This is a genomic window from Bacillota bacterium (assembly GCA_013314855.1).
Taxonomy (GTDB): Bacteria; Bacillota; Clostridia; order Acetivibrionales; family DUMC01; genus Ch48.
In genome coordinates this window covers 1-14,759 of record JABUEW010000007.1, presented here as the reverse complement: position 1 = coordinate 14,759, position 14,759 = coordinate 1, and the positions used below count along the sequence as shown (strand labels likewise).

Annotated in this window: 11 protein-coding genes; 5 read left to right on the top strand and 6 right to left on the bottom strand. The window is 43.6% G+C overall.

Annotation, left to right across the window (positions count from 1 at the left end):
* Nucleotides 1–224 precede the first annotated feature (224 nt).
* Together HPY74_02030 and HPY74_02025 are read left to right on the top strand one after the other, a co-directional pair.
* Entirely contained in the window at nucleotides 225–428 is a 204-nt protein-coding gene (locus HPY74_02030; protein ID NSW89454.1) for a sporulation transcriptional regulator SpoIIID, read from the top strand.
* A 289-nt stretch (nucleotides 429–717) separates the two neighbouring features.
* Nucleotides 718–2,067, top strand: coding sequence for an ATP-binding protein (locus HPY74_02025; protein NSW89453.1), 1,350 nt, complete (start codon nucleotides 718–720; stop codon nucleotides 2,065–2,067).
* Between the two features lie 126 nt (nucleotides 2,068–2,193).
* Here HPY74_02025 and HPY74_02020 read toward each other — a convergent pair whose 3' ends face one another.
* From HPY74_02020 to HPY74_01995, 6 genes are all read right to left on the bottom strand, one after another.
* Complete coding sequence (locus tag HPY74_02020) at nucleotides 2,194–2,628, bottom strand: hypothetical protein (protein NSW89452.1); 435 nt, start codon at nucleotides 2,626–2,628, stop codon at nucleotides 2,194–2,196.
* A gap of 343 nt (nucleotides 2,629–2,971) precedes the next feature.
* Entirely contained in the window at nucleotides 2,972–6,076 is a 3,105-nt protein-coding gene (locus HPY74_02015; GenBank protein ID NSW89451.1) for a DEAD/DEAH box helicase family protein, read from the bottom strand.
* Nucleotides 6,077–6,091: 15 nt separating this feature from the next.
* Complete coding sequence (locus tag HPY74_02010) at nucleotides 6,092–7,990, bottom strand: site-specific DNA-methyltransferase (protein ID NSW89450.1); 1,899 nt, start codon at nucleotides 7,988–7,990, stop codon at nucleotides 6,092–6,094.
* Between the two features lie 2 nt (nucleotides 7,991–7,992).
* Nucleotides 7,993–8,619, bottom strand: coding sequence for a DUF4391 domain-containing protein (locus HPY74_02005; GenBank protein ID NSW89449.1), 627 nt, complete (start codon nucleotides 8,617–8,619; stop codon nucleotides 7,993–7,995).
* Nucleotides 8,613–11,846 (bottom strand): DEAD/DEAH box helicase family protein, encoded by a 3,234-nt coding sequence (locus tag HPY74_02000; GenBank protein NSW89448.1) that lies wholly within the window; start codon nucleotides 11,844–11,846, stop codon nucleotides 8,613–8,615. Before HPY74_02000 ends, HPY74_02005 begins: the two co-directional genes overlap by 7 nt.
* A gap of 56 nt (nucleotides 11,847–11,902) precedes the next feature.
* Nucleotides 11,903–12,112 carry a helix-turn-helix transcriptional regulator gene (locus HPY74_01995; GenBank protein ID NSW89447.1) on the bottom strand — a complete coding sequence of 70 codons (210 nt, stop codon included), beginning with the start codon at nucleotides 12,110–12,112 and terminating at the stop codon, nucleotides 11,903–11,905.
* A gap of 601 nt (nucleotides 12,113–12,713) precedes the next feature.
* Here HPY74_01995 and HPY74_01990 point away from each other — a divergent pair.
* From HPY74_01990 to HPY74_01980, 3 genes are all read left to right on the top strand, one after another.
* Nucleotides 12,714–12,896, top strand: coding sequence for a hypothetical protein (locus tag HPY74_01990; GenBank protein NSW89446.1), 183 nt, complete (start codon nucleotides 12,714–12,716; stop codon nucleotides 12,894–12,896).
* A gap of 61 nt (nucleotides 12,897–12,957) precedes the next feature.
* Nucleotides 12,958–14,568: a recombinase family protein gene (locus HPY74_01985; protein ID NSW89445.1), complete on the top strand. Its 1,611-nt coding sequence runs from the start codon at nucleotides 12,958–12,960 to the stop codon at nucleotides 14,566–14,568.
* On the top strand, nucleotides 14,528–14,713 hold the full coding sequence (locus HPY74_01980) for a sporulation transcriptional regulator SpoIIID (GenBank protein ID NSW89444.1): 186 nt from the start codon (nucleotides 14,528–14,530) through the stop codon (nucleotides 14,711–14,713). The genes HPY74_01985 and HPY74_01980 overlap by 41 nt, the downstream gene beginning before the upstream one ends.
* The last annotated feature ends 46 nt before the right edge of the window (nucleotides 14,714–14,759 follow it).

Genomic DNA, 14,759 nt, shown 5'->3' with positions numbered 1-14,759 from the left:
AATACTATTTTACTATACTTATATATTAATACACAAGTAATCCGTAAATATATTTAAAGTATATTCCTCCATATTGCTACTCATAAGCGCTAATAAACAGGCATATATATACTGTAGTAATACAAAATGTTTATAAACCATTAATATTGAGACAGGTTAATACATATATGTTTTTACAAAATAATATGCATTTAACAGTGGTTCCAAAAAGGGGGTTTGGGCAGTTGAAGGAATATATTGAAGAAAGAGCCATTGAATTGGCACATTTTATTATCGAAAACAAAAGTACCGTCAGGGCTGCAGCCAAAAAGTTCGGAATCTCTAAATCTACTGTACATACCGTGTTAAGAATTGGTGTCGGTTGCACTGGGTGTTTGAGTACGCCGCCTGAGAGGATGAAATGTATTGTATGGAATGATAGTAGATGATCATAGAGTCTATGGATAACAGAACCTGCCTTTGTTTTAAGCAAGACAGGTTTTAATATGACCCTTTCATGCATTCTTGTGACCGACAATAGACCATTCAATCATCCAATGTTGACAGGTCAAACAATACGCCTCAGATCATATATAAAAATGTGATTAAACTCGCAAAAAACCAAATAATAATGTGACATATTGACTAAATACAGAGCGTGCGGTTATAATAATTTATAAAAGTGTGATTATTTGACGCGAAATATGTATAAAAATATGATATTTTGGAGGTGACATTGTGGAAAGGCTGATCATGAAGGATTTGCTGAAGTGGAAAAACTCCAGGCACCGCAAGCCACTGATTTTGAAAGGCGTGCGCCAAGTGGGCAAGACATGGGCGCTCAAGGAGTTTGCCAGGCGTTATTATAAAAATATTGCGTATTTCAACTTTGACGAACACCCGGAATACAAGCAGTTTTTTGAAAACACAAAGGATGTCGAACGCATCCTGCAAAACCTGATGATGGCAAGCGGTCAGACAATCAAGCCGGATAAGCCTGAGGATACGCTCATTGTTTTCGATGAGATTCAGGAATGTTTTAATGCTTTGAATACGCTCAAATACTTCTGCGAAAACACGCCGCACTATCATGTGGCCTGCGCCGGTTCACTTTTGGGCATTGCCTTGTCAAAGCCGGCCTCTTTTCCTGTCGGCAAGGTGGACTTTTTGGAAATAGGGCCTATGACCTTTATCGAATTTTTAATGGCCAACGGCGACGGCAATCTTGCTGCCTATATGGACAGCTTGGACAGGATTGAGGCTGTTCCGGATGCATTCTTCAATCCACTTTATGAAAAGCTCAAAATGTATTTTGTGACCGGCGGGATGCCTGAGTCTGTCAGGTCCTGGACGGAAGACCGGGACGTCGAGCTGATGCAGCAGGTGCTTTCCAATATCCTGGGGGCATACGAGAGGGATTTTGCCAAGCATCCGGACCCTAAGGATTTCCCCAAGATATCATTGATTTGGAAGTCAATACCCTCCCAGCTTGCCAGGGAAAACAAAAAATTCATTTATAAGGCTGTCAAGGAAGGGGCCCGGGCCAGAGAATACGAGGACGCACTGCAATGGCTTTGCGATGCTAACCTGACTTATAAGATATACCGCAGCAGCGCGCCGGGGCTGCCCATTTCTGCTTATGACGATTTGTCTGCCTTCAAGCTTTATATGGTGGACGTGGGGCTGCTGCGACGTTTGTCCCTTTTGGCGCCTTCCGCTTTCAGCGAAGGCAACCGCCTGTTCGTTGAGTTTAAGGGGGCGCTCAGCGAGAATTATGTGCTGCAGGCTCTGAGAAACCAGTTTGAAGCAATGCCGCGATATTGGGCAATGGACAATCCCCGGTATGAAGTGGATTTTCTGATTCAGAGAGAAAACGATATTTTGCCCGTAGAGGTAAAATCGGAGAGCAATGTGGAAAGCAGAAGTTTGAAGAAGTTTAAAGAGAAATACGGTGACAAGGTCAAGCTGCGTGTCCGATTTTCACTGAACAATCTGCGGCTGGACGATGATCTGCTGAATATCCCGATGTTCATGGCCGATTATGCGGATAAACTCATCGGGATGGCATTGAAGCAGTTGGAAATCTAAAATCACATGAGGATTTTTAATTAAACTGAAAAAATAGAATGCAATTACAACTATTTTTTAGGGCACTACATGGTTAAAAACCTGTGGTGCTTTTTTATTTGCGTTGTGATGCGTCAGTATTTCTTGCTATACATATTCCAAAACAAGCCAAAATAGGTTTAAAAGAGTTTTAACACTTATGCGATTGCCGTTCATCATATAATCATTGTCCGGTACGATTTCCTCATCCGTTTTTGCATAAAGCAGAACGCCGCTTACATTGCCAGAATTGGCGGTATCCATGTTTTTCACATAAGTAAAAATTTGATACATGTTGTGAGAATGTAGCGTCCGGCTATTGTAAAAGCTGTTTGCCTGCATCGTGTGTTCATAATATTTGGTGTCAATAATGAGGGTTTTACCCTTGTACCGGAGAGTGATGTCTGATTTCATTGTTGGCAGAAATTCAATAACGCCATCATCAACATCCCAATCAATATATGCAGGTGAAGCATTAATATGTTCTAAGTAAGAAGCCATTTCCATTTGATGTGTTAAATGTGGATGGCCCTTTTTTGTCACATTACTGCTCATGATATACAAAGAATTAACTGGTTTTGGCTTCTTACTTAGCGTTTGGAAGCTGCTTTAAATTTGAAATTTTTACAATGTCTATAAAATAAGGATTGCCGTCTTGTGTCAAGTAGCTTCTGTATCGTTCATCAAGTTTTAAGCAAGAAAATGGTCGTATCCAATACAGCCCCATAGTCAAATTCCACTTAATTCTAAGTTGTGTTTTTGAATGGCAATAACTTATCATCAAACTCCATATAAAATGAAGTCACAAGCAAATGAAATTTTTGGTTGAATATTTGACTCCATTATCGTCACACCTCGATTCTATCTAATTTCAGATAAGCCATATTTATAGCTTACCCATAATATTTAACAGACTTTGGTAGCTGTCCACATCATGATACTTGACCTTGCTTGTTGATAGTTGGTTAAAAAGTTTTCTGGCACATTTTATTTTTGCCTGTTCAATAGGACGCAGGTTCAAGCTTTCCATTGTCCCTTTGGTCTCAGCTATGAAGTAAATGTGTTTTACCGTACCTTCATAAAAGGCAATCGCCCAGTCCGGCGAGTAGTTACCCACCGGAGTAGGAATGGCAAAGCCTTTCGGTATCTTGGCATAGACACAGACTTCGTCGGCTTTGTCCATATCTTCTGCAAAGCGGCGTTCGATGCTCTTTTCAGCGGTTCCGTCTGTAAATACATAATCCTGGATGTTTTTCTTGGCCCGGAATGCTTTTGTAAAATCACTTGCTCCCTTTTCAGCGGTGAAAATACTGCTGTCATACTGCTTTTCAATCTGATCATAAGAAATATGCTCGACAATCATGGTAGCCTTTTGTTCTTTTATTAAGCGTATTGCTTTGGCAATGAACTCTTCAGGATTCTGCTTGAAGCAGGCAAATACCGGCTTTTCAATACCTGCCAGTATGGCCGCCACTGTGCGGCGGGTGAGAGTAGTGCCTTCGGCAATTTTACCTATCAAGTCATATTTAATCTGGCTTGTTTCGGAGTGCTTCAGGGTTTCCGTCCTGGCATTTTCCCGGACAAAGCTGTTTCCGAGGGCAATAGCGTTTCCGTCCAGCTCGTCTGTCTGCCTGCCGACGGTAACCATGTATTGAAGCTGGGAAACGTACATGTTTTCATTGATATGTTTAATGGCTTTTTCTATTAGTTCCCGGCTGTCAAACTCGACTGTGTAGGCATACTGATGGTTAATATAATTCCAAAGGGTTTGGAATTCCTTCTTGTAAAAATTCTCGTTGAGGGCATTTTCCGGAATTTTGGTTTTATTGCCGTTTTCTATCATCCTGCTTAAGACGCTTTCGTCAAAGATGCTCCGGATAAGCTGATGCACACTTTCCCCAAAGGGTGCGAGGGATTCAGGCAGCGGAGCCAGCCGGTTGTTTTCCAGGTCTGTCCGGTAGCTTTCTGTAATGCCGTCGTTGTTGTCAATATAATCGTTCTTAATGAGATAGCGGTAGATGTCCCTGGCCTCTTGCATATTAAGCATATGCGTTTTCTCTCCGACCATAACGGTCTTGCCCGTAAAGTATTCCACTGTTGCTTTTGTGGGCCGTTCATACAAGGCTTCTTTAATACCGGTCTGCAAATCGGCGACAAAATTTTTATAGCCTTCGCTGGCGATAACCGTCAGCACGTTGATGGAGTGGACGGAATCGCCGCACTTTTCCATGTCCATCCGCTCTCCTCTTTGGTTTACACACAGGCGCAGGCCGCGGCCCACTTCCTGGCGTTTTTGAGTGGGGCTTGCACCGCCATGCTTTAAAGTGCAGATCTGAAAAACATTGGGGTTGTCCCAGCCTTCCCGCAGGGCCGAGTGGGAAAAAATAAAGCGCACCGGTTCCTCAAAGCTTAGGAGGCGTTCTTTATCTTTAAGAATCAGGTCATAGGCGGAAATATCATCGCTTTCATCACTTCCCCGCTTGATAGGACTGTCCACCTTGCGGCCGTGCTTGTCAATGCTGAAATATCCAGCATGAGTTTCATGGGGATCAATGCTTTTCAAGTAACGGATGTAAGGCGTATCTTCCAGAGTAATGTAATCGTTCAGCACGTTTACATATTCCTGCTCAAACATTTCCCCGTATTCGGAGTTGACTTCTTCCCCTGCTTCGTTATACTTACGGTACTTGGCCACCTCGTCGATAAAGAAGAGGGAAAGAGTCTTGATTCCCAGTTCAAACAGGTGTTTTTCCTTTTCAAAATGCGAAATAATGGTCTCCCGGATTTGGATCCGGCGCAGGTCCTTTTCTGAAACATCACCGATAACTTCTCCCCGGGACAATACCACACCATTGGTAAAGGTTACCGTGCCGCGTATGGGGTCAATATCGCTGATATGGTATCCCTTATACTGTTCCATTTCGTTGGATACAAAATAAAGGTCATCGTCCACGCCGAGAATGCGTGTCTCGCGGTTGATTGATTTCTGGTATTTGATTTCCAGTTCAATTTTGGCCATCGGCGGCTTCTTGGGTGAGATAATGATATTCTCAAGGAACAAATACCTGTCGGTTCCTCTGAGATTCTTGACTTCAAATCCTTTGACCTCGATTTTCTTTACCAGCCGTTTATTGTAAGCATCCACCGCATCCAGGACATAGACCAGGTTATGGTGCTGGACATGGGTGGCCGAGTAGTTCAGGCAGAACAGGGGATTAAAATTAGCCAGCGCTTTCTGAGTCTTATCCCCGCCCATTTTCTGCGGCTCATCCAGAATGAGGATGGGGCGGTTGGCCTTAATAACATCAATAGGCCTGCGGCTGCCGAATTCGTCCAGTTTTTCATAAATGCGGCGGGCTTCCTTGCTCCTGGCATCTTCTTTCAAGGAAGTATTAAAGGCCTGTATATTGATAATCATGACATTTATGCCGCTGCTTGCGCTGAAATTGTCAAGTTCTGTTAAATTGCTGCTGTTGTAGATAAAAAACCGGGCTTTCTTGCCGTAATGCTCCATGAAGTGATCCTGGGTAATCTGAAAAGTCTTATATACCCCTTCGCGGATGGCAATGGAAGGAACAACCACAATAAACTTGCTCCAGCCGTACCGCTTGTTCAGTTCAAAAATGGTCTTTATGTAGACATAGGTTTTGCCTGTGCCGGTTTCCATTTCAACGTCCAGGCTGCAGGCCCCCAGGTGGCTGACCAAAGTCTCGGACTGCTTGATGTTGTTGCGGGCCTGCATGTTGCGGATGTTTTGCAGAAGCTGCCCGGGGCTCAGAACAAGCCGGGCGTTTTCAAAGCCGATGGTAGCATCGTCATCCGGAGATTCAGGCTCATTAAACAAGGATACCTGGATATACTGGTTTTTCTTGTTAATGCCCAAATCACGTACATAACTGACCCGGTCGGAAAAGGGCTGCCCTGTAAAGATATTGACGACGCTGTTTACGGCTTCTGTTTGGTATTGCTGGATTTTAAACTGAAATTTCACTGTGTCACCCCCTTTTTACAGAACCTTCCTCACCGTTGACGGGCTGTAGGTTTCAAAAATCTGCTCAAAGTTGGTGGCGACGCTGTCGCTGGCCATGCCGCTGTCACGGAAAATAGCGTAATAGGGCTGCTTTTTGGCAATCTCCCTAACCACCTCATCGGTGACGTCTTTGTCAAAGCAGGCCATCAGGTAGCCGTCCGCTACATTAAACACTTTTTTGCCGCCGATGACCATTTCTTCGATTTTGCTGGATAAAAGCACGCCCAAATCCAGCATAACCTGGAACAGCAAGTCTTCAGGGGTGCGATCGGGCTTGATATTGTCTGTCAGGAAGGAGAGTAAATCCTGAGTGTATTCGTCCGGCCTGTAATAAACATCCTCCATGTTGCTGAAATCCACCTTCAGAACGCGGAAACCTATATCCAGTTTTCTGGCAAGCTCCGGGTGCTCCTCCAGTATCTTTCTGCCTGCCCGGCGGATGCGCTCCTTGCCAATTTCAGCGATGGTTTTATAGCCTGCTTTGTAGGCTTCGGAATTTTCGTTGCAAGGCTCAGGGAGCTGCACCATGATGAATTTGCGGTTGCCGCCATCTTCGGCGTTTAGCTGCATGACTGCATGGGCGGTGGTAGCAGAGCCGGAGAAGAAATCGAGAATGATGTCGTCGTCATCTACATTTGCCATTCGTATAAATTTCGATAAAAGTTCAGGTGATTTTGGATAATCAAATACTGCGGAGCCAAAAAGTTTTTTTATTACATCTGTCCCATTTCCAATGTCATCTATCCATGTGTTATATTTTTTTGTTTTTTCTTCACCTTCAAGTGGTGCATAGATTTTTTCGTATGCAACCCATTGTCCATTGCTATAAGAAAACTCAATATTACCTTGTTGTAGTTCTTTTTCCATGCGTGATTTTCCCCAACGCCAACGTCCTTCTTCCGTAGGAGATAACATTGGATAAAGCTCTGTCCCATCGGGAGCTATTATTGGATAAAATAGATTAGGTCTATCGCTGCGACGGCTATTTGACCCCCATTTTCTTGCTAATTGAGTTTTATAATAGCGTTTTTTTACTTCATCATATTTTGGATAGTTGCCACCAATTATTCTTTCTTCTCCAGCTACAAATTGATTAATTCTTTTAGCATAACATAGAATGTACTCATGAATAACTGCATAATATTTGCTGTCTTGTCTACCTCCTCTACCTTTCCAATTAATGATTGATACAAAATTCTTTTCTCCAAATATCTCATTACATATCTTTTTCAAATTTTCCACTTCATTATCATCTATGCTTATAAAAATAACCCCATCATCACTCAGCAAATCCTTTGCCAGCTTGAGCCTCGGGTACATCATATTCAGCCAGTCGGTATGAAAACGGCCGTTGCTTTCGGTGTTCTGCACCAGGCGGTTGCCGTCCTCGTCAAACTGCCCGCTGTTTTCAAGATACTCGTCTGCACTCTGAGCAAAGTCATCCTCATAGATAAAGTCATTGCCCGTATTGTATGGCGGGTCTATGTAGATCATCTTCACCTTTCCAAGGTAAGTTTCCTGCAGCAGCTTGAGTGCGTCCAGATTGTCGCCTTCAATATACAGATTCTCAGTCTTGTCAAAATCCACGCTTTCCTCGTGGCAGGGGCGCAGGGTTTTTGCGATGGGGGCGTTGGCCAGCAGAATGGACTTTTTTTTATCCGGCCAGGTGAATTGATAGCGCTCCTCAGGGCCTTCCACCACGACATTTAACAGCTCCTGCCGCAGCACGTCAAAATCAATGGCGCGCTCGATGATGGGAGTCCCGTCATCCCTGTAGCCTTTGATGACCTCGGTTAAAGTATTGGGAAACAGTTCCGTAATCTTTTTGATATTTTCATCCACTTTGTTTACAGAGTGCATTTTCAGCCTGTCCATGCTCATTCTCCTTTTTCCTCAGCTAATTTTTTCTTCAAACCCTGAAGGCGGGTAAACAGTTCAAAACGTTTTTTAGGCTGCTTTTCGCTGCGGGATAAGCGTTCCAGTTTGTCAATTTCTTTTTGCAGTTTCAGGATTGTATCCTGCTTCTTTAATTTTTCGTCAACAGTAAGGCTGTTGCAGGATGAAACAATATTTTCCTGCAGGGCAATCTGCTCAATAAACCCTTCCCATATGCTGTCCAGATTTAGCCCTCTGGCTTCCAGCCCTAGGTCTTTGAGCAGCATCCAGTCTGTTTTGTAAAGCTTGCCGTAATAAAGCGCGAGCTGTCCCTGCTCCTGGAATTTGAGCAGGAAAAGCAGCTTATGGGCGTTCTGCCGGGCTATGCTTTCCACCAGCCGGTAGTCAAGCTCCTGCTTTTTCAGTTCAATGGAGAGTACAAGAATTTCAGTAATCTCTCCGTTCTTTTCGAGGTTTAAAGTATCCGGCGACAGCTTGTACTCCAGAACCAGGCGTTTTACGTCGGAAACGAATTTTTCTCTAAGCTCGCTGCTTAAGTTGAGATGTTTATAAAATGCTTCTTTGGGCATGTTTCGCCCGACAAAGGCTTTACTGGGGAAATTCAGCATCCCATCACCACCATAAAGCAGATCAGTTCAAAGTCGTCAAGGCCGGAGATGTTGCCGGTCAGGAAGGTAGTTTCACCATTCCCGAAAAAGCTGTCTATATCTTTTTCTTCTTTAACGGTTATGATTGAGGACACTGCCTGCCGGAGCAGCTGGGATATGCGATCCATCTTCCTGCCGTCGTTGGTTTCCCGGTTGAAAATATGGCAGGCTTCCATATCGGGTTTTGTTTTGCCCCGGGAGAGATGGCGCATAATATCCAAGGTGGCTTTCGGCTCCAAATGATTGCAGATGACCTCCCCGTCATCCCCGATGTATACCATGTAAAAAGGGTGAAGGCGGTTTTGGTTTTCAATGTTTATGGCTTTATTCACGTTCTTCAGGATAAATATTACTCCGGGCTTTTCTCCCCGTATCACGGCGTGAATGCCGTAGGGAGTCCGGTCTAAATCAGGGTGCTCTTTGATATAGGAGAGCAAGTCCATCCTGAAATCATTCAGCCCCAGGTCCATAATGGAAATGCCTGTGGTCATGTCCTCAAGGTCAACCACTTCATTCTGCAGTTTTTCAAGCTGTGCCCGACGGTAGGCCAGATCGCCCTTTTCGTCCTGGTTGATGTAGTCGTCATCGCCGGTGGCAGTCATTACGGAAATCCGCATCCGCGCTTCCACGCGTTCTTTCAGGTTTATGTAGTCGTCCAGTGCTAAATCCGGCCAGAAGTTAACGAGCTGAATCACCTTGTTTTTGCTGCCGATACGGTCAATACGACCGAAACGCTGAATAATGCGCACCGGGTTCCAGTGGATGTCGTAGTTGATGCACCAGTCGCAGTCCTGCAGGTTCTGTCCTTCGGAAATGCAGTCGGTGGCAATCAGAATATCAATATTGTTGTGGTTGTTCGGCATTACCAGGTCCTTCTCCTTGGAAATTGGAGAAAAACAGGTCAAAATTGTATTCATATCGGCAGGGAATTTTGGTATGGTGGTTCTTCCCTCAACTGACCCTGTAATCAGGGCGCAGTCCAGTCCGAATTTGTTCTTTACGAAAGGGTTGACATTTTCATACAGGTACTCCGCCGTATCGGCAAAGGCCGTAAAGATAATGATTTTTTTATTATCCGGATTAATGGGTTTTGTGATTTTCTTCTCGATAACCCGCAAAAGCTCATTCAGTTTATAATCATACTCCGGAGTAATATCTTCAATCATCAAAATCAGGAGTTCCAAAACTTCCAGATCGGCAGACAAATCCCGCTGCCAGGAGAGATAATCCATATCGCGCAAATCAATTTTAAATTTTCTGCCGACGTTGATAATATCGATATTCTGATCATCCAGATCAAGTTCGCCAAAGTCATGAACATCCTGCACGGTAACTTCCTCGCCGGACCGGAAGCTGTCAATCAGCTCCAGAGTGTAATGTATTTGTTCATAGATGCGTTTTACAGTCAGCTTAAATGAATGCACCGAGCTTTCCATTCTCTTAAGCAGATTGATGCTCATCAAACGGCGGATGCCTTCCTCGCGCCCTTTTTGCGAAAGCTGCCTGCTGTGTTTTGAATCCATATCGATATATTTGCCAAGCCTGCTGGGGAGGATATAGTTTGTTGGCGTATAGATGGACAAATTAAGCTGCATGAGCTGTTCATAAATCTGTTCATAATTGATGGCATTGTTCAGCGTTGTCAGTTTGGGTCGCAAGGATAACGGTTTATTGCGCTCCGGGAAACTGCCTATTTCGGATATGTCATAGTAGCGCTGGATATGTTTACGGGAGCGGGCAATGGTTACGCTGTCCAAAACTTCAAAAAAGTCAAAATCCAGCTGCTTAAGCAGGGAAGCCGTTGTACGGGATTCAGGCGGCAGCTTGCTCCAGGCGTTATATACCTTTTGAGCTTGCCGGAAAATAGTATCAATGTCTGTTTTGGTGTTCAGCTTTTCATTGATTAACTCTGACTTCCCCTCGTAGGCTAAGGCCAGTTGGTTGCGCAGGTCATAAAAACGGTTATTCACCGGGGTGGCGGAGAGCATTAAAACCTTTGTCTTTACGCCGGGGCGGATGACTTTATTGAGCAGTCTGAGATAGCGGTTTTCTTTTTCTCCGTATTCCCCTGATACGGCGCCGCCATTGCGGAAATTATGGGATTCATCGATAACGACGAGGTCGTAGTTGCCCCAGTTGATACGGTCGAGGGGCAAGCCGATAACAGAATCACCTCGTTCGCGAGACAAATCGGTATGGAAAAGAACATCGTAGCGCAGGCGGTCTTTGGCCAGCGGGTTGTTGATTAAATTACCACGATAAGTTAGCCAGTTATCCTTTAACTTTTTAGGGCAAAGAACAAGGACATTTTTGTTCCTGTTTTCATAGTACTTGATTACGGCGAGGGCTGTGAAGGTTTTGCCTAAGCCCACACTGTCCGCCAGTATGCAGCCGTTGAATTGCTCCAGCTTATTAATGATTGCCAGGGCGGCGTCTTTCTGAAAGCTGTAGAGTTTGTTCCAGATAACGCTGTTTTTGAAACCGGTTGCTTCATTGGGCAGCATATCTTCGGAAATATCCTCAAGGAATTCGCTGAAAATGTTATATAGGGTCATAAAATATATAAGCTCGGCGGGGTTTTCCTGGTAAACAGCCGATATGGATTCGATTACTTCTTCGGTCACATCCTGAAGACGGCTTTCATCGTTCCATATGCTGTCGAACAGGCGGATATATTCACTGCTGAAGGGAGCCTCAAATTTATTCACCATATTATAGATGTTGTTGCCGCGCTCGCAGCCAATATCAACAGTTGTAAACCCGTTTATCGGCAGGTAAGTCAGCTGCTGGTCGTTTGTCTGTATGTTAAGAAATCCACTCATCCCGGAATTGGTGGAATTTGATTTGAAGGTTACCTTTTTGCGAATCCAATCCGCACATTCCCGGGCAATAGCTTTTTGGGTAAGCTCGTTCCTTAGCTTTATTTCAAATTCTGTCCCGTAAAGGCTGCGTTCCCTATGTAATCGTGGAATGTAGAATTCCCGCTTTTCTTTTGGCGATTTTTCGGCGACGAACGTGGGGGATGTAAAGATAAACCGCATGGAATCAATTTTCTGCAGCTGCGCTTTCAATTCCTTATAGGCATAAATTGAAAAACAGGCAGCCGCAACAGAAATCCGGCTTCCCGGCATGATAACCTGCGTTAAGTCATCCTTGACAATTTTCGTTATATTATTGAATACTTCCACAGAAACACCCCCGCCTGAGATAATTCAAAAGTATTGTCTATATAACCGTACAGTTACTAATCTTCGTCATTTGTAATTTCCATAATATCTGAAATATCACATTTTAAAGCTTTGCAAATCTTCACAAGCACATCAGTTGTTACATTTTCATTTTTACCTAATTTAGCTATGGACGTTTGGCTGATTCCAGCTGCTGCACGTAAATCCTTTTTCTTCATGTCTTTATCAATCAATAGCTTCCAAAGTTTTTTGTAACTTACGGCCATGCATTTCACCTCGCACAATTCTGTTAAATTTAAATAATATTTTATCATGCATATGTCCATATCTCAATAAAAATATCCGAGAACGCAAAGATATTCTCTGAAAAACAGGATATATCTAATGCGGGCTATTTTTATACATGGACAGCTTGAATCATTTTTATCTTAGCTTTGAAAAGGCTTCATATTTATCTGTACTCAGGAATTTCAATATGAGAGTAAATGTGAGTTAAATATAAACATAAATATAGGCTTCGGAAGTTTATATTTTAAAAAGTAAGTTTCATATATACCTCTCAAGAGAGAATGTAATTTCATAGTTAATCTTAAGGGCTGGTAGGTGTAAAAATGCTTGCCAGCTTTTATTTTGGATATTTGGACTGTTTTATGTGTGTTAATAAATTTCAACAATTCCGTATGGTTAGCCTCATTTCTAAGAGTTATCTGTTATAAAGGACATAGAGGATCGGGATATGTGCTACCTCCAGCCAATAACCTTGACAGTGAAAAAAAGAAAACTCGTAACGCAGTAAGTTTATCAGAGAATAAAACCACCCCTTCATTAATATACATTAAACATAGAGACAAGGTTGGGGGTGGGGAGATGGGACAAGCACAAATGAATATCACAAATGAGAGTCTTGATCCTGCCATCTTAGACCTGATATTGGAGGCTCTGTCCTTTGGAGTTGCAAGGAGCATTATAAATTCGGCAGTCGAAGCCATAAATCAAACCAATGTTACGAGCCGGGGCAATGAGAGTTTAGTTGACTCATTGACGGAGTAGACGCACTTCGTTATAATTCACCACCCGAGTGCGAACAAACGTAACAGAAAGGATGATTCAGATGAAGGCTGCCGCCTATATCAGAGTCAGTACAGATAAAGAAGAACAAAAAAGCTCCCTGGAAAACCAGCGTGAATTTTTTGAGAGCTACATACCTAGTAGAGGCGATGAGCTGGTAGCCATATATTGCGACAAGGGCAAGTCTGCTACAAAAATGCAAAACAGGAAAGACCTGCAGCGTTTGCGCAAAGCGGCCAAACGGGGCGAATTCCAGAAGCTGTATGTAAAGGACATCAGCAGGCTTTTCAGAAACACTCTTGACTTTATCACCGTTACTAGGGAGCTGAATTCATACGGGGTTAGCCTGCACCTTGTCAATATGGGCGAGGGTAAGGATATCGACAGCTTTACCTTAAATCTGATGGCGATGCTTGCCGAGAACGAATCCCAGCGCATTTCCGAGAAGGTTAAGTTCGGCAAGCAGCCCGGCAAGGAAAAAGGGCGGGTGCCCAACTTTGTTTTCGGCTATGACAGGATCGACAGATATACCCTTGTGCCTAATCCTGAAGAAAGCAAATGGGTCAGGAGAATTTTTGACCTCTATACGGAGGAAAAATGGGGCATGGCGAGGATTGCCTCATACTTGTATCAGAACAGGGTAAAGACCAAAAAGCTGAAGGACGGCAAGCCCAACTGCAACTGGTCGCAGAATACTGTCGGCAAAGTGCTGAAAAACGAAATTTACATCGGCCGCGTAATCAACGGGAAGCAGAGCAGCATTGATATATTCACGAACAAAAGGGCAAATAACCCTGAAAGCGAATGGTATATCGTTGAAAGACCGGAATTCCGCATAATTTCAGACGAGCAGTTCTATAAGGCGCAGGAGCAGATGAAACTGAACGCCGAAGCTTATGAGGGTACGTTTACCCGGAGAAGCGACAAGCACCTGTTTTCCAATTTGATTAAGTGCGGGTCATGCGGCTTTTCCTTCCGGCGCTATCAGAGAAGGCATTCAAAACACAGCCCATTGTATGTCTGGTGGACCTGCTCCAAAAGAAGCGCCTATGGGAAAAACCGCTGTGAGTCTGAGTACGTCAGGGTAAATGAAGATTGGCTCAAAGACGGTTTGGACAGGCTCTTCAATTATCTTATAAAGGATAAGGCCGCCTTCTTTGATGCTGTGGAGCGTAAGTGCAACACCTTGGTTAGAGAATATATCAGGGAAAATGAAGGCTATGACCTTGATGAAGCCAGGGAACAGCTTGAGGAATTGCAGAGCAAGCGTGAACGGCTCAAAAGGCTGGCTGTGGACGGGCTGATTACCATGGAGGAAGCAAAGCAGGACATGATTCCCATCAATGCCGAAATAGAAAGGCTTTCCTTTAAGCTTAACAGCACGGACAAAACCAGAGAGCTTAACAGGCAGATTAAGGACAGCCTTAAGAAGTTTATTGAGGCCTTTGACAATTTTAAATTTACGGAAAACATAGACAATACCGATTTGAAGAAAATCATCAAGGAGATCCGGGTTATGTCTACTGAAGAAATTTATGTGCATTTCAACATCAATGAAGACTTGGAAGGGGTAAGCTTCCCCGTTCTATTGTCCGGCACGTTCCTGATGCCGCCTGAGGATAAAACCGACACCAATACTAAATACAATACATAAAGATGTTACTGAAAGACTTTCATGCATAAACCCTGAACTTGCAAAATATGTAAGGGAAGTACTTGATGAAAATAAAGCTGAAAGGCATATCAGAGGCGGTCAGGCAACAAAAGCTAAGTATAACCGGGGAATAATCGTAAATTAATAAGTTATGGGTGCACCACTTTTAAAAAATGCATCTAAATGCATCT

What these genes read in the sequence shown, in the direction of transcription:
- HPY74_01985 (NSW89445.1), top strand. Translation starts at nt 12,958, where the DNA reads ATGAAGGCTGCCGCCTATATCAGAGTCAGTACAGATAAAGAAGAACAA.
- HPY74_02010 (NSW89450.1), bottom strand. Translation starts at nt 7,990, where the DNA reads ATGGACAGGCTGAAAATGCACTCTGTAAACAAAGTGGATGAAAATATC.
- HPY74_01995 (NSW89447.1), bottom strand. Translation starts at nt 12,112, where the DNA reads ATGGCCGTAAGTTACAAAAAACTTTGGAAGCTATTGATTGATAAAGAC.
- HPY74_01990 (NSW89446.1), top strand. Translation starts at nt 12,714, where the DNA reads ATGGGACAAGCACAAATGAATATCACAAATGAGAGTCTTGATCCTGCC.
- HPY74_02005 (NSW89449.1), bottom strand. Translation starts at nt 8,619, where the DNA reads ATGCTGAATTTCCCCAGTAAAGCCTTTGTCGGGCGAAACATGCCCAAA.